Below are 22,535 nucleotides of genomic sequence, written 5' to 3'. Positions count from 1 at the left end.
AACGTCGCCGATGTTTTTTCCTTTCAAAAGAAGAATATTGTAACCGATTCTAAATGAAAGAAATCCAATCCTCCGAATTAGAAACACGATTTGCCAATTCTTTGGGACAACCGATCGGAACCCCGCTTCCCGATTGGAAACCTGCGTCGCTCCCGAAAAAGGAAACTATACAAGGAAGATTCTGCCGCTTGGAACCTCTCGATCCGGAAAGGCACGCAGAATCGCTCTATTCTGCCAATTCGTTGGACGCCGGAGGGGCGATGTGGACGTATCTTCCCTATGGACCTTTTAAAACGTTCGACGAATACCAAGAATGGATGAAGAATACGTGTCTGACGGAAGATCCGTTGTTTTTCGCGATCTTCGACTTGTCTTCCGATCGGGCCGTCGGACTTGCTAGTTACGCGGAGATTTCTCCGAAAGCCGGTTCGATCGAAGTCGGGCATCTGGCGTATTCTCCGTTCATGCGACAATCTCCGGTTTCGTCGGAAGCGATGTATCTTATGATGAAGAACGCGTTCGAACTCGGATATAGAAGATATCAATGGAGATGCAACGCTCTCAACTTGCCTTCCGCGATCGCGGCACAAAGAATCGGATTGTCCTTTGAAGGAATTTTTAGACAGGCCAATGTTCTAAAGGGTCATAGCCGCGATACCGCCTGGTTTTCGGCCATCGACGAGGAATGGCCCGCGATTCAAGAAGCGTTTTTGAAATGGTTAAATCCCGGCAATTTCGACGAGAACGGGCTTCAAAAAGTCCGCTTGAGCGATTTGACGGCGCCTATTCTCAAACGGAAATACGGTTTTTAGTTCGAAAGGAGTTTCGATTCAACAACTTACCTATATGAATCATTTAGAATATAAAAAAACGATCATAATCCTTCTCTTCTCTTCCTTTCTTTTTCTTTCGTCGACGATCTCCTGCAAACGGTTTCAAGACAAAGAAGACGATCCGAATGCGGATCTTTTCACCGGATATGCATTGTTGAGCGTATTGGGATGTACACAATATCAGAACGCACCCCGCGTGGATACGGTCGACGGTTTGACTCGGATTTTCGTTCTGCCGAGTTTTACGTTTCCCTGCGTGCCGCGATACAACGACCCGCATTTGATTTTTGTTCCTTCTTCCTCCGTAAAAAATATTCTTACCGTGTTTTTGCCGGGTTCGGGAGGAACTCCGATCGGCGTTTCCAAACTCATTCAGGAAGGCGCGGCCCGCGGTTATCACAGCGTCGGTTTGATGTATCCGAACGGTGAACCGATCAACGTTCTTTGTAACGGTGCGGGAAGTTCTCCCGCTTGTTTCGGGAATGCGAGAGAGGAAATCATTACGGGAGTCGATAAGACGAACATCGTTTCCGTCGATACGAACAATTCCATCGACGGTCGTTTGTTGAAGCTACTTCAATATCTCGTCGTCAAACGTCCGAACGACGGTTGGGGACAGTTTTTAAACGGAGATTCCGTTAACTGGAACAAGGTTTATTTCGGCGGCCATTCGCAGGGCAGCGGACACGCCGCGTATCAAGGAAAGATCAAAGCCATCGGAAGGGTTTCGATTTACAGCGGTGTTGGGGATTATCATATCACTTCGGCGACTCCCGCGACTTGGTTGGCTCAGAGCGGCCTGACCTCTTCCGCGTTCTTTTTCGGTTTGATCCATGTCGGAGACGGTGTCACGAATTTTTCCGGAAATTCGAATCAGGCTACGGATACGTGGCAAAGCGCCTTCGGGATGAACGGCGCCCTTACCGACGCCGACAGCGGAACCGCTCCGTTCGGAGGAACACAACGATTGACTACGAATCGCTGCGCGGGTCAGGACGAGAACAGCAAACACAACTGTACGATGATTCCCTCCCAACAGGCGGCTTGGGATTATATTAGTTTTCCTTAATGGAATACGTGGATACATACCCCTCTGGTTTCGGATTTTTTTCGGAACAGTGCAGGTCTAAAAAGTTTTTTGATACAAGCTTTTTCCGAATCTCTTGTCGGAACACTTGTGAAAATCCGAAATGTAGGAACTCATACGGGTTCGCGCAACTTGTGCGGCCACTCACTTCGTTCATTGAACTCAGCACCGCTTCTCTTACGGAGAAGCGGTAGGGATCAAAGCGTGGTCAATAAATTGATTTTCCTGAATGATTTCGCGAATTCAAAAACGGATTCAATTTATTGACCGAAGCTGCGAGCCCGGGCCGCTACGCGGCACCGCCCAGTCGAACGATCTCATAGAGTGCGAGCCTTGAGCCCGCGCTTCTAATCTTTCTGAAAGAATTGATTGAGTGAAAGAAGAGTCGTAATTCCCCAGGCGCCCAAAAACGCGTAGAACTTCCAACTGAAAACGTAATCTTCTTCGCGCAAAAAGCTCACAAAGAACGCTTCGGGAAAAAAGATTCCCGCAAGCGCGCCCAAACCCAAAAGAAATTGAACGCTCAACAACAACGATCCGAGCCAATGAGAACGCCAGAACGATCCGAAAAAGAAAACCCCGGCCGACAAAAAGATAAAATAGAAGTTAGACGAAACACGAAGTCCTTCCGTTTCTTCTCCGCCTAAATGGATCGTGTATTCGATCCAAGTCGAAAGACTGAATAACAATTGAAGAGTTACAGCGACAAAGAGGGCTTTTTCCGAGACGGATTTTTCCTTCCAAAACTCGGTGAACCTCCCCGTAAACGAAAGATAAAATGTGAGCCATTCTCTCAAGAGAAGAGGGACGGAACGCAGGCTCCATTGAACGTCTCTCCAGAGATTACGGAGCATCTGCAACCTGAAAGGTGACTTCCACTTCCACCGGCGATCCGAGCGGAAGCGAAGGAGTTCCCACGGCAAAGCGCGCATGACGTCCTTCTTCTCCGAACACGGAAAGAAGAAAGTTGCTTCCGTGATTCGCGACAAGATGATGTTCGGTAAAATTCGGACTGCAAGCGACAAAGACTCCGATCTTCACGATTCGAACGAGTTTGTCCGGACCTCCGCAAACTGCCGCAGCCGCTGCGATTGCGTTGAGACTCGCTTGGATCGTCGCTTCCTTGACGTCGTCGACGGAAAGACCTTCTCCCAGTTTTCCAACCTGCATCAGTTGACCGTCTTTGAGAGGAAGTTGTCCCGAAGTGAATACGAGATTTCCCGAACGATTTGCGGGAATATACGCCGCGATCGCTTGCGGAGCGGGAGGAAGTTTGTAACCTAAGGATTCGATTTTGTTTTGAATGCTCATGTGCTTCTTTCTTGCCGAATAGGGAAGATCCTTCCAAAAAGATTGTCATACTCGATTTTTCAAGCAGTTTCGAAAAAAGGAATTTTCTTTCTTTTCCCCTCCGGTTTCACTAGATCCAGAGAATGTATCCGAAACTCGAGCTGATTCCTCATCCGCAGTATCCCGAACACTATCAGATCTGCAAACGAACCGGAGTTTGTTTTTACAAACCGGCCAAAACCCGGGAATACAAGGATTCTTATTTTTTAGAAGAATATAAAAATCAGTATCAAAAGACCTACTACGAAGACGAGGTTTCCCTGCGCGCTCTTGCCCGAAAACGGCTCGCGATCTTGGGTCAGCTCCACGACCCGAAAGGGTCCGCTCTTTTCGAACTCGGTTCGGCCGCAGGCTTCTTTTTGGACGAAGCAAAGAAAGTCGGTTATCAGGTGAGCGGTTTGGAAATTTCTCCCGCAGAGGTCGAATATTCCCGAAAGACTTTGGGGCTCGACGTTCTCTGCGATTCTTTTTTAGGGGAGAAGGTTCTACAAGGGTCTACTTTCGACGTCGTTGCGGCTTTCTTCGTAGTGGAACATTTTCCGGACGCGGACTTCGTGTTCGAAAAGTTAACCGGTCTTGTCAAACCCGGAGGATTTCTGTTCTTAGGACTGCCTTCCTTATACGGTCCGACCTTTCAAACCAATCCGGAAGAATGGTTCCGCACGCATCCGTCGGACCATTTTTGGGATTACAGCCCAGCCTCCCTGAAAAAAATGTTGAAAGGATACGGTTTTAAGACTGAGTATAAGAAACCGATGTCCTACCACCCGTCCCGTGATCGGGGCTGGAGAGGAAAAACACTGAGTCACCGCCTTTTTGCACGTCTCTCAGACCTCACCTGTTACGGTGATACATTCCACTTAATCGCTCAGAAGCTGCACACATGAAATTCGAAGAACTTTCGCTACATCCTAAATTACTTTCAGCCATTCAAGAGATCGGTTATACCGAACTCACTCCGATTCAGGAACGATCGATTCCGCACGGGCTGGAAGGAAAAGACATCACCGGTCTCGCACAAACGGGAACCGGAAAGACCGTGGCCTTTTTAGTGCCGGTCATTCACACCATTCTTACCAAAGAAATCCAAGGCGTTTCCGCTCTCGTATTGGCTCCCACAAGAGAACTTACGATGCAAATTTCGGACGAAGCCAAAAAACTTCTGAAACATTCGGAAGGAATTCGCGCGGTGCCGATCATCGGCGGAACCGATTACAAATCCCAAAACAAGGATTTGGAAGGATTGAACGGAATCATCGTCGCGACTCCGGGAAGATTGATCGACATGATCAAGTCCGGTTCCATCGACATATCCAACGTCGAGTTCTTCGTTCTAGACGAAGCGGATCGAATGCTCGACATGGGATTCATCCAGGACATCCGTTGGCTTCTTCATAAATGTAAGAATCGCAAGCAGACCTTGTTGTTCTCCGCCACCTTATCCGTGGAAGTGATGCGTCTCGCCTATCGCTTCTTAAACGAACCCGTTGAAATTCAGATCAATCCCGAAAAGATCATCACCGAAAGAATCGATCAGAAGATCGTCCACTTGGGACGCGAGGAAAAAATTCCTTACATGACCAATCTGATCGTCAACTCGGAGGAAGAAGGTCAGGGAATCATATTCACGAATTATAAAGCGAATATTCCCAAGATCGTTCATACTCTACGCAAATACGGAATTCCCGTCACTGGAATCTCCTCCGAGTTGGATCAGAAAAAAAGACTGAGACTTTTACGGGATTTCAAATCGGGCAAATACCGTTATATGGTCGCGACCGACGTCGCTTCCCGCGGGATCGACGTCGAAAACATAGACATCGTTTACAATTACGATCTTCCGCAAGACACGGAAAACTACGTTCATAGAATCGGACGTACGGCAAGAGCGGGAAGAAAAGGGAAGGCGATCGGTTTTTGTTCCGAGTCTGATTACGTGGAACTCGAAAAGATCGAAAAATATCTGAAACAAAAGATCGACGTTCTCGATGTTCAGGAAGAATATATTCAATTTCCTGCGGGTGATTTTCAGCCTTTCGTGGGCGGTGATTCCTACGATCGGGAAAAAGAAACTCACTTCAAACAAAACGGGAGACGTCCTCACGAAAGGGGGGAACGCGCTCCTCACAAACACGATCGGGACAGAAGAGGGGACAAACGTCACGCAAGTCATACCCGTTCTCATTCTCCCGCAAGAGATTCTTCCCAAAAGAAAAAACCGGCCGCCGCGATTCAAGAGGCGGAATTTTTTCTGCAAAAAGCCGATTCCGTTTTATCTTCCGAACCGAAAGGCAATAAACAAGGCAATAAGAATCAACATCGTTTTCAAGGCGGCAAGGACAAACAACGTCAACCGAATGGCGGTCAACAACAGGGCGGCGGAAATCAACAACGCAATCAACAAAATCGCGACCGCAATCAGAACAGAAACCAACAGACGAATAAGAATTACGACAAGAGCAAACGGAATCTGTTCGATATCAACGACACTCAAAGAGAAGATTCCAAAAAGAAAAAAGGTTCGATTTGGCAAAAAATCAAATCTATCTTTGGGGGCTGATCCTATTCTTTTCCAACGCGTGGGGACTTGCGGCCAAGGTCTCCATTCCCACGCAGGCTTCCGAACGTTATGTGCGCTTTGAGGACGTTCAAAAGGAATTTCCTTCCCTAAAGTCCTCGTTCAATCCAGCGACCTTTGTCGGTTCGATCAAACATCCTTCCGGAGAAATCCGTTTTCGGGTAGGCTCCTCCTTTTACACCTTCAATCAAACGATCGAAAAAATCTCCGTTCCGATTTTGTATAAGGAAAAGGATTTTCTGATTCCACCCGAAATCGTGGAAGCCTTGTTCGTACAACTCATGTCCGAGGACGTTCGTTACGAATATAAGGAAAACGTGTTGGAGTTGGAGGTTCTTCCGGGCGCGGAAATACTCGGAATCAAGACCGTTCTGATCGATGCTGGACACGGAGGAAAGGACCCGGGGACTGCCTCGAACGACGGAACGAACGAGAAAACGGTCGCTCTTCAAGTCGCCAAAATTCTCAAGAAGTTCTTCGAGAAGGTTTATCCGTCGATCGAAGTCGTATTAACGAGACCGGACGACACGTTCGTGGAACTCGAACAAAGATCCGCGATCGCCAATCGGGAACTCAAAAAAAAGGGAAGCGCTTTGTTCATCAGTCTTCACTGCAATTCCTCCATCAACGAGGATGTGAACGGTTTCGAAATCTATTATCTTTCGCAAACTGCCTCCACAGAATCCGCGCGGGAAACCGCGCTGTTGGAAAACCGGATTCTCAAGCCCAAAGGAACCTCAGCCGTCAAAAGAATCCAGGCGGGAATGATGTCCTCCCTCATCCAAAGAAGGAGCAGAATCTTAGCGAGGTCCCTGGAATCGGAGATGAAAAAAAAGCTCCAACCTCAAATTCTGTCCAGGGGAGTGAAAAAGGCGGATTTTTCGGTCCTCCGAGGAAGTCTCATGCCCGCGGTTCTCGTGGAAATGGGTTATCTTTCTCATGAAAAAGAATCCAAACTTTTGCAAAGCAAAAGTCTGCAAGTAAAGATAGCGAAAAGTATCGTAGAAGGAATCCGGGGATATGAATTGGCAAAAAATTAAAGAATCTGCAATCGCGATCAGAGACGCGGCATGGGAAGCGATCAAGGCCGCGGGAGTAAAAATCAATCTCGGATATCTTTGGTTGTTCCGCACCGCCACCGAAGACGGAGTTTCCAGACGAACCCTTTTTCTGACCTACGCTTGGATCGGAGTCGTATTATTTTTTACGTCCTTTATTCTCGCGGGCAATAGCCCTTTCGTCACACTCGTTCCGTTTTCCCTTTACGACGTGGGAAACAGAGATCCGAGAACGACGATCACGATCTACGGATCGGACGGAGAACGTCAGGTATTTCCGGTTCAAAGAAAGGTTCTTCTCGAAGACGAAGAATACCGTCACAAGACGATGACCCTGATCGGAGAAATCAGCGAATCCTCGTATTTCGATAAGACACTTGAAAGCGGAAAGGGAGAACATTATAAAAACCTAAAGCGTTTGCCCGAGATACAATACGCGGTAAAGGCGATCTGGAAGACCGGAAACGTTTTGATTTTGGATTTCAGAAAATCGACGCTTCAGGAAATCCTTTCCGGGATGAAGTTTAGAATCGATTATACTTACGTTCAACAGAACATGAAAGAGGAAGAAAAACAAAAGGAAATCGCCCGTAAAAAGATGGCCCTCTTGGATTCCACGTTTCTTGCTCTGGAAAAAACCGTTTTCGAGAATTTTCAGGATATTCAAAGCCTAGAATATAGGCTCGACGGTTTATCGGAGAGCATTCCCGGAATGGAATATTCTCTCAATTTAACCCATAAAAGGAACTGATTCGCTCTTTCCGTCCGTTTTTTAGCCGATACTAGAAACAAGATGAAATCCGATTTTATGGGTCGCTTGTTTCCGATCGGCAAAACGAAGCCGCTCACGATTTGTTTTCTCGCCCTGTTTTTTCTCGGGGGAAGCGTCTCGTCTTCTTCCGATCTGCAGATTTCTCCCGATCTACTCAATATCACCGATTTTCGGACCGATCGGCTCGCATTTCATTTTATACAGCTCGTGGACAAAGAGGGAAAATCCCTTCCGCAAACCAATCCCAACCGCGATTCTTCCGAAGCGACTTTGATGATCATCTACAAAGGACAACTAACGTTACTTAAGGACGGATACGACGATCCGAACAAGATACGGGAGAAGGAAAAGGAATATCTCGTGAAGATTTCCAATTACGCGAGACTCCGGGAATTGGAATCGGAATACTACAGACTTCCCGAATCGGAACGGACCGTAAGTCCGAACAAATCCTCCGAAAGTCCGCAAGGTTCCGGTCAGCAGAACGTTTCCAGTTCGAACGCGACTTCTTCTTCAAACGCCGCGGTTTCCGGAAATGGATCGACTAACAACGCCGAGGCGGGTCAGGTTTCGGCGGAACCTTTGAAAAAGACGAAGGAGCTCGATCTTCTTTTGAAATACGACGAGGAACTTTTGAAAAGTTATTCTTCCGAACGTGCGGTCAGCGGAGAATTGGAACGGTCCGAACGGTTTTACGGAAAGGATTCACCTAAAACGACTTCGATTCGTTTCCGCGCGGAAGAACTTCGCAAGAAAGTAAACGAAAGAAGAAACGTTCTCATTCAATTCTTAAGGAACCCCGGTTCATCCACCAATCCGTATCCGGGGGATCGAAAGGATCAGGCGTTTTATACGAATACGATCAACGGTGTTCCCGATTTTTATCTTCATTCCACGACTCCGCGCGAACCCGACGGTCAGATGAAAGGAGAGGAAGAGGTCGGCAAAAAATACGGGGAATTGTTTAAGTCCGCGAGAGACAAACTGATCGATTCTCAAATTAGGAAATTATACTATTATCTTTGGAACCGCGAGATGACGAACACGCGCGTCAAAGCGGAGAAGATGAAAAACGGCAAAAAGGCGGTAGTCGTTACGGGAGATTCCACGGTATTCACCATGATCGATAAGGAAGGAGACGGTATTACCGAATCCTTTTTTGTGGACAGCCCCGGAATTCGTTTTTCTTGGGGAAGAGATCTACCGAACATCATCTCGATTTCGAACTGCACGGACGAGACGATTCTTCCTAAGATCAAAAATCTTACCGAGGACGTTTTGTCCGGAAGAATGCCTGAGAAAATCGACAAGATCGATCTTACCGTTCCGGAAGAACAACTCGTGATCGAGTTGGGGCCGAAGATTCCTCAGTGACTTTGCGTTCTCCGAACCGTAGAATCTCATTTAAGGCAAATATTAAGATTCTTGAACCCTTCCGGAAGCCCCGCCGTGAAAGGGTTTTTATTCGTGAACGCAAAGATTCCGTTAAGCGTTGGAATCGTTACTCGGAGGAGCCGCAGTATCCTTTTCCTTAAAGATAAACCTCTTCAGCACGCCCAATCCGCCGATTACGGCTAACGCGATCACTTTCCAGAATTTTAATAAGAGAGCGAAAAAGCCCGCTTTCGCCAAAACTTTTCCCGCTATCAAACCTCCGATCCCGTACGCGGCCACCGTATCCAGACCCGGATTGAAGTCGGCGTAACGATGTCCTTCGTTGAACTCGGTCGAGTTTACGATCGAGTCGAGTTCTCCATTGACCAAAGAAAGTTTATCGATGTCGGCGATTACGTTCAGGATCAGAACGCCTTTCCTCCCTAACATTCGAATATTATAATTCAATGTATCGACCGGAGAACCTTCGAACTTCAAGGTCTTTGCCCAATGCAGTTTTTTGGTATTAGCATCGTAAAACGGAGGAGAGGCCCAACCCACCAATTCGACGCTTTCGTAACCTTCCTTTTTGCGGGCTTCGTTGGCTTCCTTCATGTCGTCTTTCATCTCGTCGAGAAGGTCGTCGTAGTCCATGTCCTTTGCGTCGTCGTCCTTGATATAACCTTCTTCGGAAAAGGAAATGCTGATCGCATAAGAGAAGTTTTGGCTAATCGGTGTTTCATTCTTTAGAAACAACATTCCGAGCGGTTCCGCTCCGGGCGGATTCCCCCAGACGTTTTCCAAAACGAGTTTACTCTGCGCCCCGTCGATGTATCGGAAGTTAGCGGGAACGTTCAAGGTTGCGAGCCCGTCTCCCAACGTTACCTTTCCGGTTTTGTATTTCAAAGAATTGACGATCTTGATCGCTTCCGGGCTCGGTTGCGCGAGCAATCCGAAGGATAAGAGGAGTAGAATCGTCGCCGTGATTTTCAATTTCATAGAATTCTCCCGCGTGGATTGATTTAAAACGTTTCGGCTAGTCGATCTGCTTTAGCTTGTCCAAGGTTTTCTGCAAATATCTGTATTTCCCGATATTATCGGCGAAAACTTTTTCAAGAACTAAGAGCCGTGCGTATAAATCCGGATGTTGTATCCGGACCGGACCTAATATGAGACAGGAACGAGGAACGGAGTCAAGAAATTCTCGGAAAAACGGTCAGGGTTCCTCTATTTCAACGTTCTCTAATGTATCGAAAAACCCGGTCTGGAGCAGCGGGGCAAAGTCCACCATATCTTCCGCGTTCAGCTTCAATCCGTTTTCCATCGAATACGCCTGTAAAAGGGAAGCGCAGGCCAAATGACTTTCTCCGAGTTGTGCGTGCGCTCTCGCTTTGATGATGAGAATGTCCGAATCAGACTCTCCGAAATATTGTATGTATAAGTCGATGAACTTCAACGCGTTTTTATGATCGGCGACTTTCAGATAACACTGGGCGATCATGTCGTAGTGCAGAAAATTCTCGTCGCTGTCCATTCTCATGGAAGTTTTCAAAGAAACCAAAGCGGAGTTGTAATCTCCTCTTTGATAGTAAAGATGTCCGAGTTCCGCCCAGATATCCTTACGGAGAATTCCCCTTCCTCTCGAAAGTTTTTCCTGAGCCAGCGCCTGTTTTAAAACCGCGATCGCTTCGTTCGAACGGTCCGTGTCTTTCAATAGGGAAGCGAGAGTCAGATACAACTCGAGTTGATCCGGATAAAGTTCGATTCCTTTGGTAAGAATCTTCTTCGCTTGTTTGAAATTGGAAACCTTGATGAGATAATTGGAATAGTAGAGATAGCTGCCGGGTTCGTTCGGATATTGAGTGATGATCTCGTGAAAGAGATTCAATGTCTCTCGAGTATTTCCGATATGATACTGGCACCAAGCCTGACGATTTCGGATCTTTAAGATCGTTTTCGGACTTGTGGTGAAGGAAAGAGCTTCCTTGTAGAGGTTGAAAGCTTTCGTGAATTCTCTTTGATTCTCCCTCTGAATCGCAGATCTGATCAGTGTAGGGAAACTCACAGTTTGGACAGGTTAAAAATTTTCAAAAAATAATCAAGTTTTCTATTTATCAACCGAGAATAGAATTGGGGGAAAAAGAAAGAAAACCCCGAAATTCTCGGAAGAGGGAATTTATGAACATCAACGGAAACACAAACCAGAGTTTACTTTTGGAAAGGGTAGCGAATCTACCTAAGGAAATCTTTCAGGCTCAAAGCGACTTAAATCGAAAGATGTTGCATCTCGCCGTGGAAGCGGGAGTCCAGAATTCCAAGGAAGAGGGACAAAGAAGAATCCTGGACCTTTACGCTTAAGACGAAACTTCAGTTTTGATTGTAGACGGGGCGTTTGCGCTCCTTGAAAGATTGCATCGCTCCTCTAAAATCCGCGGAATCGAGAAAGCTCGAATTCCATAGCGCAACGTAATTCAAACCTGCTTCGAGCGGTTTTCCTTCCGCGTAGCGCATCACATCCTTAACACCCGAAACGACTATCTTAGGATTCTCCGCGATTTCTTTCGCGGTCGCAAGCGCTGCTTGCATCATCTCTTCTTCCGTTTGAAAAACCTTAGTAACGAGTCCGATTCTTTCGGCTTCGATCCCGTCGATGTCCTTACCTGTAAGAGCCAGTTCTCTCGTATGACCTTGTCCGATGATTGCGGGAAGTCTATTGATGGAACCCATGTCCGCAACGATCGCGACTTTCGCTTCGCGAAGCGAGATGGAAGCGTCTGTGGTCGCGTAACGGATGTCGCAAGCGGAGATGAGATCGAGCCCTCCGCCGATGCAATGTTTTTGAACCGCCGCGATCGAAGGTTTGGGTGAATCGTAGACCGCGTTGATTCCTTTCTGCATTTTTAAGATGAGATCGAAGAATTTTCTGCGGTCTCCGCCGAGAGGCGCTTGGATCACGTTGCCGAATTGTTGGATGAACGAATCCAAATCGAGACCGGTGGAAAAGGATTTTCCGCGTGCAGCAATGACGAACGCGTGAATGTCGGAGTTCGCGTTGATTTCCTCAACGGCGTCCGGTAAATCCCTCCAGAAAGGCCAGTTCATAGCATTTCTCTTGTCCGGGCGGTTCAAATAAAGAATGGCGGTTTTGTCTTCGGGTCTTGCGACGATTTCAAAAAATTCAAAGTGGGTTTTCATCCCGGTCAGTTTCGGAGGGAAAAAAATTCTTACAAGTCATTCCTGAGCTCAAGAAATGCTGGACAGTTTTTAAATTATGAGAATGATTCTCATTATCTTAAAGAGGGTTTGGGATGATTATCAGCTGGGAAAAGATTCGCCATCAACATCCAAAGGAAGAATGGAAGAGGCTTTTAGAGGACGTAGATGCCTCTATGGAGAAAAAAAAGTGGGGAGTTCCCGCGTTTTTAAGCGGAAGCAGGGAAATGCAGCTTAACGCAGGCGCCTTCCCGATTCAAAAGATCGACTTTTCCGCCGATTTGTTTCGCCAAAGATTCCACAAGTGATAGGCCAAGCGAGCTTGGATTCCGATTTCGGATGGATTCTTCCGGGAGGCCCGCACCGCTATCGGAAACTTCCAGCGTCAGCGTTTCGTTTTCCCTCGTGAAATGAATCCGAATCAACCCGGATAAGGAATCGGCCAATCCGTGTTTTAAAGAATTCGTGATCAGTTCGTTGATGATCAAAGCGAGATTCATTCCGATCTCCGCTTTTACTTTTCCCTCGCGGATGTTCAGCTCGAGTCGAACCTTTTCCCGATCCACCTGATAGATTTCGAAAAGCGCGTCGGTGAGTTTTTTCACATACAGCTCGAAGCTGATCGAAGAGAGATCCTTGCTTTCGTATAAAATTTCATGAAGAAGCGCGACGGCGCGCAGACGATTCTGACTTTCACGGAGGACATCGTTTGATTCTCCGTTGGCTTGGCCCGAACGTAAGCTGAAGATGGAGGAGATGATCGTGAGATTGTTTTTGATTCTATGATGAATTTCTTTGAGGTAGGTGTCTTTTTCTCCGGCGGTCGTATGTTGTTCTTTGGTCCGGAGAATGTTGAACGTTCCCGTCAGTTTTTCCTCGGTTCCTAAGATCGGTGAACTTTGGAGCTGTACTTCCTGGCTATTTCCGTTTTTGGAAACAAGAAGAAGATTTCCGTTTTCTTTCGGAAGTCTGGATTTCAAAACTTCTTCCACTACGTTTCCGACTGCGTCACCCGTTCTGTCTTTGAAAAAGAGAATGTCTTGAATCGGTTTGCCGAGATAATCTTCGTATTTGCAACCGATGAGTTTTTCCGCCGCAGGATTCATAAAAAGAAGAGATCCGTTTTCGTCGGTCGTTACAATTCCCGCACCGAGCTGGTCTAACGCGCCTTTGAGTTTTTCCTCGGTTTGTTTGGAGCGCTGTTCGATTTCGTTTTTATAAAGTGCTACTTCTATGGAGGAACGAAGCTGATCCGACTCGAAAGGTTTTACGATGTATCCGAGGGGTTGTGTTTTTTTGGCTCTGTCTAAGGTGTTTTCGTCGGCGTAAGCGGTAAGATAAATAACGGGGGTGTGAAAGCGGTTTCGGAGAACTTCGGCGGTTTCGATCCCGTCCAGGTTGCCTTCGATATTGATATCCATCAAGACAAGATCCGGGTGATTTTCCTCTGCCTTTTGGATCGCCTCTTCACCCGAAGAAGTAATTCCAACCAATTCGTAACCCAACTTTTTGAGCTTTTGGCCTAGGTTGACTGCAACGATGATCTCGTCCTCAACGACCAAAATTTTGGGTTTCTGAAGCATATTCATTAGTTACTAAAAATAACCCCGAATTCAACAAGATATTTGTCAAAAGACGGAAAAAGTTATGGTAAAATTATGTTTTCCCCTCGTGGGAATTCCAAACGCTCTTCCCAGTTTTCTCCGAGCCCCTAGCCGGAAAAGAAAAAAAAGGGAGCGAAACGATTTCGATCCTGTTACAAGCTTTTACGTTAGACTCATTTTTTAGGGAGAATCCTGATCGGATTTTTAATTTATTCCCTGGCCTTTTGAGCGTTCGGACTTCCAAAGCGGCGCCGTTCCGTTTCGGTTTCTCTTTCAACGATAAGAACAAGCGTCCCGTTTCCTTTTTGCTGATTTTCGTTTTTTATATCCCTTAAGCGGGAGTGAATTTCAGGTAACGCCTGTTTGGCGAAAAAATGGAAGTAGGGAATCGGTAACCGTTTTTCTGCTCCCTTGCGGATTTCGAATCCGCTATCGAGTTCGGATTTGTTCGGGAACAAGTCTATGTCCGGCTTTGAATCAGGACAGGGTCGATGTAAAAAAATCGAATTCGAACCAATTCCGTGCTTGACGAATTTGGAATTAGTTGTATTATACATCTAATTATGAAAGAGTTTTTGATCGAGAATACTCTCGGCTACCGGATCAATCGCGCCGCGATCGTGATGAAGTTGGAGCTGCAGGATCGTTTTAAGAACGCGGGATTCGAGATCACGCCTGAAGAGTGGGTGATTCTCAATCGGCTTTGGGAATCGGACGGAATGAACCAGAACGAAATTTCCCAAAAAACCTTGAAGGATAAAACCACGGTCACGCGGTTCTTGAACGCGATGGAAGAGGACGGTTTGATTCGGAGGGTTGTATCTGAAAACGATCGTAGAAATCGGCTTATCTTTCTGACGGAGCGCGGTAAACGCCTCAAGGAAAAGCTGATTCCAATCGCTAAATCATTGTTAGGTGATGTGGCGATCGGTCTGAATAAAGAACAGCTTACGGTTACGATGGAGGTTCTTGCGCGTATCGAACAAAATCTCGCGAATCTAAAAACAAAATCGGAAACGGAATAAAAAATACGGAAGGGGTGTTACGGATGGAAACACAAACTTGGAAAAAACATTTGAGCGCGGTCGCCGCTCTCACTTTTACGATTGTTGTAAGCACGCTCGGTTATCTTAAAATCGGTTTGCCTCCGGTGATTATAGTCGGAGGTTCGGGATTGATCGGAGGTATCTTTTGGTATTTCACGTATTTGAAACGGCCGGTGGAACCTCGGGTCATTCTCCCGTTATTTGTGCTTACCGTAGTCTGCTTACAGATTCATATGATCGAGGAATATCTAACCGGTTTCGGTCCGGCGATGAGCCGTCTTTTCGGGATCGCTTGGAGCGAACAAGGATTCGTGATCGTGTTCACTTTGCTCGGTCCGATGATCTATATGTTGACCGCGTTGGGTTTATTTCTTCGAATTCCTTTGGCGGGTTTTATCGCGTGGTTTATCTTTATCGGTCCCGGGTGCGCGGAATTCACACATTTTATCTTTCCGCTTCTTGAGCCGAGCATTCAACCCAATTCTCCCGAGCCGTTTTCGCAGGTGATCAACGGAGTCTTGATTCGGGATATGCCGAATTATTATTATAAGACCGTAGGAGAATATTATTTTTCAGGTCTTTACACCGCGGTGCTTCCGATGATTCCGGGAGGATATGCGATTTTTCGATTGTTAAAGTATCATAGAGAGAATACGACGAACACTCGTTGAAAAAAGTAAAATCATTTCGTTGAACGCGTGTTTCATGACGAAGGTTGTGGAGCGCGCGTTTTTAGTTTCGAAAAAAAATCGGTCCGTAATATCCGCGCAGTCCGCATTCTTCCGGAATCGAATCGGGTTCCGATCCCGCGCAATTCGATTCGTCTGCAATCGGCAGAATCGACTTCGACTTCGATTCCGCATCTTCGTTTTTTCAATTCCGCAAAACGTAGTTCTCGTTACCGGCGGATTTGCGGATAAACAATCGCTTCTCCGCTTTTACTCCAAGTAGAATCTGATAGATGTCCGTTAAGAGCGGTTTGGAAGAATAATATCCATGACCGAGTGAAATTAGGGAAGAATCAACCGGGTTCACATTGACTACGTCGATCCCCGGAAGGATCACGCAGGAACCGAGACGTCCTCCTTGATTGACCGATGCGGACGCTTGAAGCGCGCTGTCGCCGGGCGAACAGTAAAGCGTCGTCCGTTTTGCGGCTTTCAAAAGCGAATCCGAAAGAAGTCTGAATTCTCCCGAATCGAAATCGGGTGCGTTCAGAATCAATTCCTGGACGGCGGGTTGTTTCGATTCTTTCCCGATTTCGGCTAACGCAGGTAGAACGACTTGATGTCCCATGGAATGTACGATGAGATGAACCTTCTTACCGACCTTTTGCAGGGATTTTAGAAAATTCTTAAATTCGTCTCGGGAGCTTCTCGCGGAGGAGAGATTTTTTTCGTAGGTTCCTTTGAGCAGAACCTGATTGATCAAACCGGCTTCGCTTCCCGCGGGCCAAGTAAAGATTACGATTTTTCCGGGGAATTTCAGGTCGTATCGGATTTGTCCTCCGCGCAGAATCGCTTCTTCGAACTTTACGTTGAATCCATGAACGAAGACGAGCACCTCGTCGAAAGGATCTTTTTTGAGATCCTCGACGAGCGCGTCCCGGTTTTCAAAGGGTTTATGGCCGAGAAATTGAAAGTAGTTCTCCCGACTTCCGAGTCCGGCGGGAAGAGCTCCTACCTCGTGATTGGCGGGAACGTTTACGATACAATATCCGGTTTTGAGTTCCTGATTTCCGGTCGATAAGAAGTATGAAACGCTGCATGAATTTTGAGCGCTCGAGTTTTGCGCGCGAAGCGTCGCGTAGTATAAGTTGAGCGTTTCGGTTTGATCGTAATTTTTGATCAGACGTTGATCGAGTAATTCTTCGAGGGAAGGGGTTTTGCAGCCGAAGCTGAAAAACAAAAGTAGAATCGGGGACAAGAAAATCAAATTCTTCATTTGGGAGAATCTTTCGAAAAAGTCGGGAGAATGGAAATCAAATTCTCGAGTTGTGAATGAGAATTTTCCGGAAGAGATGTGTGGGAACTCTTACAAGTTGCAAACGATATTTCCCGCTTTCAGGAATGTTTTGCAGTGAGAAATGTGGGAACTCCCACCGAGGAAGAAATCGGTTTTTGTGGTAGTTCCCACAATTTCCGCGCGATCAAAAATTCTCTCCGGATGACGTATGAGTTCCTACTTTTTTTCGAAAAACAAAGGATTTGTGTGAAGTCGAGAACTCCAAGAAAAAGCGGGAACTCCCACATTCTACAGAAATCGCCGTAACGCGCAGGAGTTCCTACGCCCTCGTTACGACAAACGAATCCGGATCGAAGCTTAGTGGGTTGGTCCGCCCTTGCGGAACGTAAGACCTTTGAGATATTTAGAAGGATTGACCGGTTGACCGTTTTTGATGACTTCAAAGTGAAGGTGAGGACCGAAAGAATAACCGGTGGAACCGGATCTTGCGATTTTCTTTCCGGCTAAAACGTAGTCGCCGCGTTGTACGAACAACTTGGAATTGTGTGCGTAAAGAGTTTTGAAATCGTCCGTATGTTCGATCACGACCACGTTTCCGTAACCGCCCATCCATCCAGCGTAGATGACTTTTCCGTTTCTTGCGGCCGCGATCGGTTCGTAGAAGGCCTTTAAGTCCAGACCTTCGTGGAACTTTCTTCTCGGGAAGGTTCTGAATCCGAAGTTGGAAGTCACGATTCGGGAAGCGACCGGAATCACCCACTTCGGAGCCGGATCGGGAATGACCGCTCCGGGTAAGAATACTTTTTGTCCCGGTCGGAGAATGTCGAGATCGTCCAGTTTGTTTTCGAGCATGATCTCGTCCAAGTTGACCTTGTAGAGACTGGCCACTTTCGCGACTGTGTCTCCGGTTTTCATCTTGTAGAGAAGCCCTTGTTTATTCGGAATACTTAATATTTGACCCGGATACAAAGTGTCGTCGATTTTGATGTTCGAAGAACCCGCGATCGATTCCATGGAAACCTTGAATCGGGTCGCAATTTCGGCTAACGTTTCATTTCGTTTTACGCGGTAAGTCGTTACCTTGAGTTGTTTCTTTTTTTCCGAAGGATTTTTGAGTTCCTTCGCCATTAGAATCGTAAGTTTTGCCTTTTCCGATTCTTCGAGAAACTTTTCATCACCCGATTTCGCCTTGAGATCCTCGGAATCGTTCTCCGTAATTTCTTTTCCGGAAGAATCGATCATTGCGTTGCTCGGATTCATTCCGAATCCTAAGAAGGCGATAAAGAGAGCGGCCGATGCGAAGATGGGAATGAGACGGAACCTTTTTCTGCGAAAGTCGAGATTCCCGTGATAAAGATTGCCTCTGAAATAAAAGGAATAATGAAAATGAAAGGCGCCCAGATAGATCAGGGTGAAGTTGTCCGTTCTAAGGAGTTCCTTCCCCGCATTCAGTTGTCTGGGCTTTTTGAAGATCATACAGGAAGATTATCGGCCCGTTCAGAGCCTTTCCTATAGTAAAGAAAAAGGACTTATTCGTCCTTTCCGTTATCCAAAGTGCGGGTTCCGCCGAAAGATTCTTCCACGATTTTCTTTACGTCTTTCTTTTGGCCGCCGGTGATCGTTATGTTACCTTTTGCTACCACGCCTTTGGCTAAGTGGAGGGCAGGGGCGATGATGTCTCCTAAAAGTCTTCCGGTTTCTTCCAGACGAACTTCGTTCTCGGCTTTGATGTTTCCGATCATGGTTCCGGAAACGGTCACTTCGCGAGCGGCGATATTGGTTCTTACTTTACCGGTTTCTCCGATGTAGAGGGTATCGTCCGTTTTGATCTCCCCTTCGAATTTTCCGTCGATGCGGAGAGAACCCGCGATATAAAATTTCCCTTCAAAAATGGACCCGGGACCGATTACGCTGTTATTATTTTCCTTGCCGATGGCCATCTAAAACTCCTGCTAGCAATCCAAACCTGCCCCTTGCTCTTCGGGACACGCCGTAAATCTATTTGTGTATTCAATCCCAAAACGACAAGTATTTTTGTTCGGAATTACCGAATCAAATCATCGTCGCCCTGGAAAATATTGGTTTTCTGCTTCTTTTTAACTTTGGTTTGATGGGAAGAATGATGTTCCTGTTCCGGTTCGGGAATAAAACCCGCTCCTCTGTGATCGTCGCAAACTTCTTTAGGGACCGTATCCTTGGTGAAGTATTCTTCTTCCGTTTGATTGCAATGAGACCCCGGAAGTTTTCCCGAGATGGAACAGATCGTTTTGCGGACCACGCCCGTTTCTCCGAAGTGAAAGGACTTTGACTTCTCGCGAGAAAGTGCGTTGGACATAAATCTTCCCCAGATCGGGGCCGCAACGACCCCGCCCGACATTCCCCGGCCCATGGAAAGAGTTCCCGTATCGTAACCAAGCCAGACAACGCTCACGAGATCCGCCGTATAACCCGCAAACCACGCGTCCCGAAAGTTATTCGTCGTTCCGGTTTTACCGGCGGCGGGTCGGCTGAGTCCATAGGAAGAAGCTCCGGTCCCCGTTCCTTTTTTGATCACGTCTTCCATCATCGAAGTAAGAATAAAACAAACTTCGGGAGAAAGAATTTGTTTCTTCTCTTGTTTGCTCGCCTCTTCTCGAAAGTCTTTGATTACGTTGCCTGAACCGTCTTCCACATAAAGAACGCTCAACGGGAAGACTTGTTTTCCTCCCGACGCGAGTACCGCGTACGCTCTTGCAAGTTCGTACGGAGACACTTCGAAGGTTCCGAGCGAGATCGAATAGTTTCTCGGTATGGATCTATTTTCTATCTGGAGAATTTTTTCCAGATTCGGCATTAAGTTGCTGATTCCGGTGTGTTCGAGAACGCGCACCGCGACGCTGTTTCGGGAAAGTTCAAGCGCTTCGCGTAACTTTATAAATCCTGAATATTCTCCCGTGTAATTGGACGGATTCCATTCATCGCCGTCTTCCAATACGTATTGAAGCGGAGAATCGGAAAAAAGAGAAGCGGCCGTTACGTTCTTTTTCGGATCGGGATGTTGATTGTAGTATTCCATCGCCGCCGCATACACGAGCGGCTTGAACGCGGAGCCGGGTTGCCTGTACGCTTGAAACGCTCGTATCTGTTGGTTGTCCGACCGAAAACCGGAACCCCCGACCATCGCCGTGATATAACCGCTGTCGGGACGGATCGAGATCAACGCCCCTTCCACGGGAAGAAGAAAGTCTTCCGTTTGTTGACTGCGGTAACTCCACTCGATCGCTTCGCCCAGCGATTCGGTTCCGCTCAAAAGATTGAGCGCGCTGAGTTCGTCGCGCAAGTCTTCCTGCCAGGCTCTGCTGAACGTCCGCACCGATCTGGAAATTTTGAACTTGAATTCGGGAACGTCGTGGATCATCGCGAGAATGTCGTAGATTTCTCCGTACGCGTCGTCGAAGGCGTCGATCTTTGTGAACGTTCTTTGATTGGAAAGCGCCGTCTGCGCTTTGAGTCCCGCATACAAAGCCTTTTCCGCCTGCGTTTGGTGTTGAATGTTGAGCGTGGAATAAATCTTGAGGCCGCCGCTGTACAAAGTCGTCTTCGGGATATAACGAGTTAAGTTTTTACGAACGTATTCCGTGAAATACGGAAAGCGGTTGAGACGATCGGAAAACGCGGAGTCGTTCGGAGAACGGTTTAGAGTAATGTAATATTCGGAAAACGCGTCGTATTCTTTTTCCGCCGTTTTGATGTCGAGGATTCCGTTCTCGACGAACTTCTTAAAAACGACTCGGACTTTCGCGCTGGAAGAATTCGGGTTGACCAAGGGAGAAAATTCCGTCGGTCTCGTGGTCAAACTCGCGAGAAGGGCCGATTCTCCCCAAGTCAGTTCTTTGACGTCCTTGCGGAAGTAGAATCTCGCGGCGGCTCCGACCCCGATCGTTCCGTGGCCGAGAGGAATTTCGTTGAGATAGATTTCCATGAGCGTGTCTTTGTCGAACACCGCTTCGAGAAGAAGTGCGAGCCAGGCTTCTCTCGCTTTTCTTAAGAACGATCTTTCCGTGTTTAAGAATTTAAGACGCGCGACCTGTTGTGTGATCGTCGAGGCTCCTTCCTTGATTCTTCCCGCGAGAAGGTTGACCATAAACGCGCGGAAAATTCCCCGCAGGTCCAAGCCCCAGTGGGAATAAAAATTGTTGTCCTCGGTCGAAACGAAACTGCGGATCAGCTTGTTCGGTTTGCCGTCCTCTTCGGGAGGAAGTTCCTTGATGTTTAATACGACGCGGGAGAATCGATAGAACTCGGCGATCGGTTCGTATTCGTTTTTATCGTTTAATCCGTATAAGACGGAAGGTTTTTCATAGAGATTCGAATCGGGAACTCTCCATAAATCTTTGATCGAGAAAACGAAAAGAAATCCGTTCAAAAACAAAAGTCCCGCGCAGACCTTCGCGAGTTGTTTGAGGGCATTTTCCGAATCGAGAATTCTCTGAAGAATCCTGTCGCGGAAGTGGATCACAAAAAAACGGAAAAGATAACTGGATGGTTCGTGTTTCATAATCGATTAAACTTCTTCTATCGGTGAAAATTCTTTCATGCTGTCGACTCCTTGAAAGCGGAGTCCCGTATCCAAATTGTATCCCTGGTATTCCTTTAAGAACGCCGTGCGGGACATTTTGTTTTCCAGATAATTCCAAGCGTGCGTCAACGCGTCCTTCCCGTTTTGCGCGGAACGGTTGATGAGTTCCACGAAAGAATCTTCGCGAACGATAGAAGGATCGGCCGGGTAGTTCCACTTCTTATGTTCTTCGTTCATGATTCTTTTGTCGATGTGCTCTTTCAGAGGGAGCATCAACACGGAAGAACGCACTTTGTGGAACGTGATGTTGTCCAGCAGTTTTAAGGCGCCGCGCATCCATTTGCTTCTCGAATCCAGAACGCGGTGAAATTCCAGATAACCTAGAAAGGATTCGTTTAACAAATCTCCCGGGATGATTTTGTCCTCTGAACCTATATAATGTTTTTTGAATTCTTGTGAGAACGTTTCCTTGAGTCCTCTGAGCCAGAAGTGCCAGAGCATCGGGTCCATCTTCCAGGTTTTTTTGTCCGACTTGAAGATCGCGTCTACGTGATGAACGAAATCGTATTCCTTCGGAGTCATTCCCCATCTGTAATCGAGCAGCCAGGAATCGAGAGCGTTCTCCACTCTCATGTGATTGTATTGAGCGAGGCTGCTGATCTTTTTGTCTTTGTTGTAAAAGTCTCCGGAGATATAAAAGATGTACGGGTGTGTGACGATGTCCACCGCGCAGTGACAGATGTAGCCGAGAGTGAACGCGATGTATCGGTCCCTGTGGATTCCTTCTTCGGTCTGAAGAATCAGATCGAGAAAACTGAGAACGAGTTCGGCGACGTTGTTGTGATGACTCATGTCTCCCCACACGGTCGCCTTTTTCGTTTTGCGAGGAGAAAGAATATGATAAAAATAAAATATATCCGGAGCGATCGCTCCGATGTTCGCGAACTTGCGGTTGGATTCGGCGCGCATGAGGCCGGCGATTTTTCTTTGCTCGGCGGTTCCGTGATCCAGATGTTTGCAAACCTGAGAAAGGACTTCGAGATGAGTGATTTTGCCAGCCATAAATGAAAATGCCTTTAAAAAAACGGGACTCTGAC

The 22,535-nt window shown here is 47.0% G+C and carries 21 protein-coding genes and 1 pseudogene; 11 read left to right on the top strand and 11 right to left on the bottom strand.

Annotation, left to right across the window (positions count from 1 at the left end; genetic code table 11):
- The first annotated feature begins 53 nt into the window (after window positions 1-53).
- Both LFX17_RS14480 and LFX17_RS14475 read left to right on the top strand, forming a co-directional pair.
- Complete coding sequence (locus LFX17_RS14480) at window positions 54-812, top strand: GNAT family N-acetyltransferase (RefSeq protein ID WP_238730860.1); 759 nt, start codon at window positions 54-56, stop codon at window positions 810-812.
- Between the two features lie 34 nt (window positions 813-846).
- On the top strand, window positions 847-1,902 hold the full coding sequence (locus tag LFX17_RS14475; RefSeq protein ID WP_238747190.1) for a BPSS1187 family protein: 1,056 nt from the start codon (window positions 847-849) through the stop codon (window positions 1,900-1,902).
- A gap of 365 nt (window positions 1,903-2,267) precedes the next feature.
- Here LFX17_RS14475 and LFX17_RS14470 read toward each other — a convergent pair whose 3' ends face one another.
- Together LFX17_RS14470 and LFX17_RS14465 are read right to left on the bottom strand one after the other, a co-directional pair.
- Window positions 2,268-2,774, bottom strand: a complete 507-nt coding sequence (locus LFX17_RS14470) for a hypothetical protein (protein ID WP_238730858.1) — start codon at window positions 2,772-2,774, stop codon at window positions 2,268-2,270.
- Window positions 2,764-3,231, bottom strand: coding sequence for a RidA family protein (locus LFX17_RS14465; protein ID WP_238730857.1), 468 nt, complete (start codon window positions 3,229-3,231; stop codon window positions 2,764-2,766). Before LFX17_RS14465 ends, LFX17_RS14470 begins: the two co-directional genes overlap by 11 nt.
- A 122-nt stretch (window positions 3,232-3,353) precedes the next feature.
- Between LFX17_RS14465 and LFX17_RS14460 the strand changes: the two genes are divergently transcribed.
- From LFX17_RS14460 to LFX17_RS14440, 5 genes are read left to right on the top strand one after another with little or no spacing between them, the layout of a single operon-like run.
- A complete protein-coding gene (locus LFX17_RS14460; RefSeq protein WP_238730856.1) occupies window positions 3,354-4,157 on the top strand; it encodes a class I SAM-dependent methyltransferase in 804 nt (267 codons plus the stop codon).
- The gene (locus LFX17_RS14455; protein ID WP_238730855.1) at window positions 4,154-5,830 is read left to right on the top strand and encodes a DEAD/DEAH box helicase; all 1,677 of its coding nucleotides are present in this window, start codon (window positions 4,154-4,156) and stop codon (window positions 5,828-5,830) included. Before LFX17_RS14460 ends, LFX17_RS14455 begins: the two co-directional genes overlap by 4 nt.
- Window positions 5,797-6,888, top strand: a complete 1,092-nt coding sequence (locus tag LFX17_RS14450) for an N-acetylmuramoyl-L-alanine amidase family protein (protein ID WP_238730854.1) — start codon at window positions 5,797-5,799, stop codon at window positions 6,886-6,888. Before LFX17_RS14455 ends, LFX17_RS14450 begins: the two co-directional genes overlap by 34 nt.
- Complete coding sequence (locus tag LFX17_RS14445; RefSeq protein ID WP_238730853.1) at window positions 6,869-7,657, top strand: LIC_10740 family protein; 789 nt, start codon at window positions 6,869-6,871, stop codon at window positions 7,655-7,657. The genes LFX17_RS14450 and LFX17_RS14445 overlap by 20 nt, the downstream gene beginning before the upstream one ends.
- A gap of 42 nt (window positions 7,658-7,699) precedes the next feature.
- Window positions 7,700-9,052 (top strand): hypothetical protein, encoded by a 1,353-nt coding sequence (locus tag LFX17_RS14440; protein ID WP_238747189.1) that lies wholly within the window; start codon window positions 7,700-7,702, stop codon window positions 9,050-9,052.
- 111 nt (window positions 9,053-9,163) lie between these two features.
- Here LFX17_RS14440 and LFX17_RS14435 read toward each other — a convergent pair whose 3' ends face one another.
- Together LFX17_RS14435 and LFX17_RS14430 are read right to left on the bottom strand one after the other, a co-directional pair.
- Window positions 9,164-10,051 carry a DUF2167 domain-containing protein gene (locus LFX17_RS14435; protein ID WP_238747188.1) on the bottom strand — a complete coding sequence of 296 codons (888 nt, stop codon included), beginning with the start codon at window positions 10,049-10,051 and terminating at the stop codon, window positions 9,164-9,166.
- Between the two features lie 217 nt (window positions 10,052-10,268).
- Complete coding sequence (locus tag LFX17_RS14430; RefSeq protein ID WP_135574622.1) at window positions 10,269-11,117, bottom strand: tetratricopeptide repeat protein; 849 nt, start codon at window positions 11,115-11,117, stop codon at window positions 10,269-10,271.
- A gap of 113 nt (window positions 11,118-11,230) precedes the next feature.
- Here LFX17_RS14430 and LFX17_RS14425 point away from each other — a divergent pair, with 113 nt between their 5' ends.
- Window positions 11,231-11,410, top strand: coding sequence for a hypothetical protein (locus tag LFX17_RS14425; RefSeq protein WP_118956466.1), 180 nt, complete (start codon window positions 11,231-11,233; stop codon window positions 11,408-11,410).
- Window positions 11,411-11,419: 9 nt separating this feature from the next.
- Here the strand turns inward: LFX17_RS14425 and LFX17_RS14420 are convergent, their stop codons facing one another.
- Window positions 11,420-12,247: a crotonase/enoyl-CoA hydratase family protein gene (locus LFX17_RS14420; RefSeq protein WP_238747187.1), complete on the bottom strand. Its 828-nt coding sequence runs from the start codon at window positions 12,245-12,247 to the stop codon at window positions 11,420-11,422.
- Window positions 12,248-12,360: 113 nt separating this feature from the next.
- Between LFX17_RS14420 and LFX17_RS21050 the strand changes: the two are divergent.
- Window positions 12,361-12,459: pseudogene (locus LFX17_RS21050) on the top strand (LIC12628 family protein); the annotation flags it as partial.
- A gap of 15 nt (window positions 12,460-12,474) precedes the next feature.
- Here LFX17_RS21050 and LFX17_RS14415 read toward each other — a convergent pair.
- Complete coding sequence (locus tag LFX17_RS14415; protein ID WP_238730849.1) at window positions 12,475-13,854, bottom strand: histidine kinase dimerization/phosphoacceptor domain -containing protein; 1,380 nt, start codon at window positions 13,852-13,854, stop codon at window positions 12,475-12,477.
- Window positions 13,855-14,432: 578 nt separating this feature from the next.
- Between LFX17_RS14415 and LFX17_RS14410 the strand changes: the two genes are divergently transcribed.
- Entirely contained in the window at window positions 14,433-14,894 is a 462-nt protein-coding gene (locus LFX17_RS14410) for a MarR family winged helix-turn-helix transcriptional regulator (protein WP_238731615.1), read from the top strand.
- 23 nt (window positions 14,895-14,917) lie between these two features.
- A complete protein-coding gene (locus tag LFX17_RS14405) occupies window positions 14,918-15,586 on the top strand; it encodes a hypothetical protein (protein ID WP_238730848.1) in 669 nt (222 codons plus the stop codon).
- A gap of 202 nt (window positions 15,587-15,788) precedes the next feature.
- Here the strand turns inward: LFX17_RS14405 and LFX17_RS14400 are convergent, their stop codons facing one another.
- The 5 genes from LFX17_RS14400 to LFX17_RS14380 all read right to left on the bottom strand — a co-directional run bounded on the left by LFX17_RS14400 (window position 15,789) and on the right by LFX17_RS14380 (window position 22,500).
- A complete protein-coding gene (locus LFX17_RS14400; protein WP_238747186.1) occupies window positions 15,789-16,859 on the bottom strand; it encodes an alpha/beta hydrolase in 1,071 nt (356 codons plus the stop codon).
- Window positions 16,860-17,237: 378 nt separating this feature from the next.
- Complete coding sequence (locus LFX17_RS14395) at window positions 17,238-18,356, bottom strand: peptidoglycan DD-metalloendopeptidase family protein (RefSeq protein WP_118956140.1); 1,119 nt, start codon at window positions 18,354-18,356, stop codon at window positions 17,238-17,240.
- Window positions 18,357-18,409: 53 nt separating this feature from the next.
- Window positions 18,410-18,820, bottom strand: coding sequence for a bactofilin family protein (locus tag LFX17_RS14390; RefSeq protein ID WP_118956141.1), 411 nt, complete (start codon window positions 18,818-18,820; stop codon window positions 18,410-18,412).
- Between the two features lie 104 nt (window positions 18,821-18,924).
- On the bottom strand, window positions 18,925-21,417 hold the full coding sequence (locus LFX17_RS14385) for a penicillin-binding protein 1A (RefSeq protein ID WP_238747185.1): 2,493 nt from the start codon (window positions 21,415-21,417) through the stop codon (window positions 18,925-18,927).
- Between the two features lie 6 nt (window positions 21,418-21,423).
- On the bottom strand, window positions 21,424-22,500 hold the full coding sequence (locus LFX17_RS14380; RefSeq protein ID WP_238730845.1) for a zinc dependent phospholipase C family protein: 1,077 nt from the start codon (window positions 22,498-22,500) through the stop codon (window positions 21,424-21,426).
- Between the last annotated feature and the right edge of the window lie 35 nt (window positions 22,501-22,535).

The organism is Leptospira sanjuanensis (assembly GCF_022267375.1).
GTDB lineage: Bacteria > Spirochaetota > Leptospiria > Leptospirales > Leptospiraceae > Leptospira > Leptospira sanjuanensis.
Note: the sequence above shows the minus strand (reverse complement) of the source record. Positions and strands in the feature narration are given on the sequence as shown.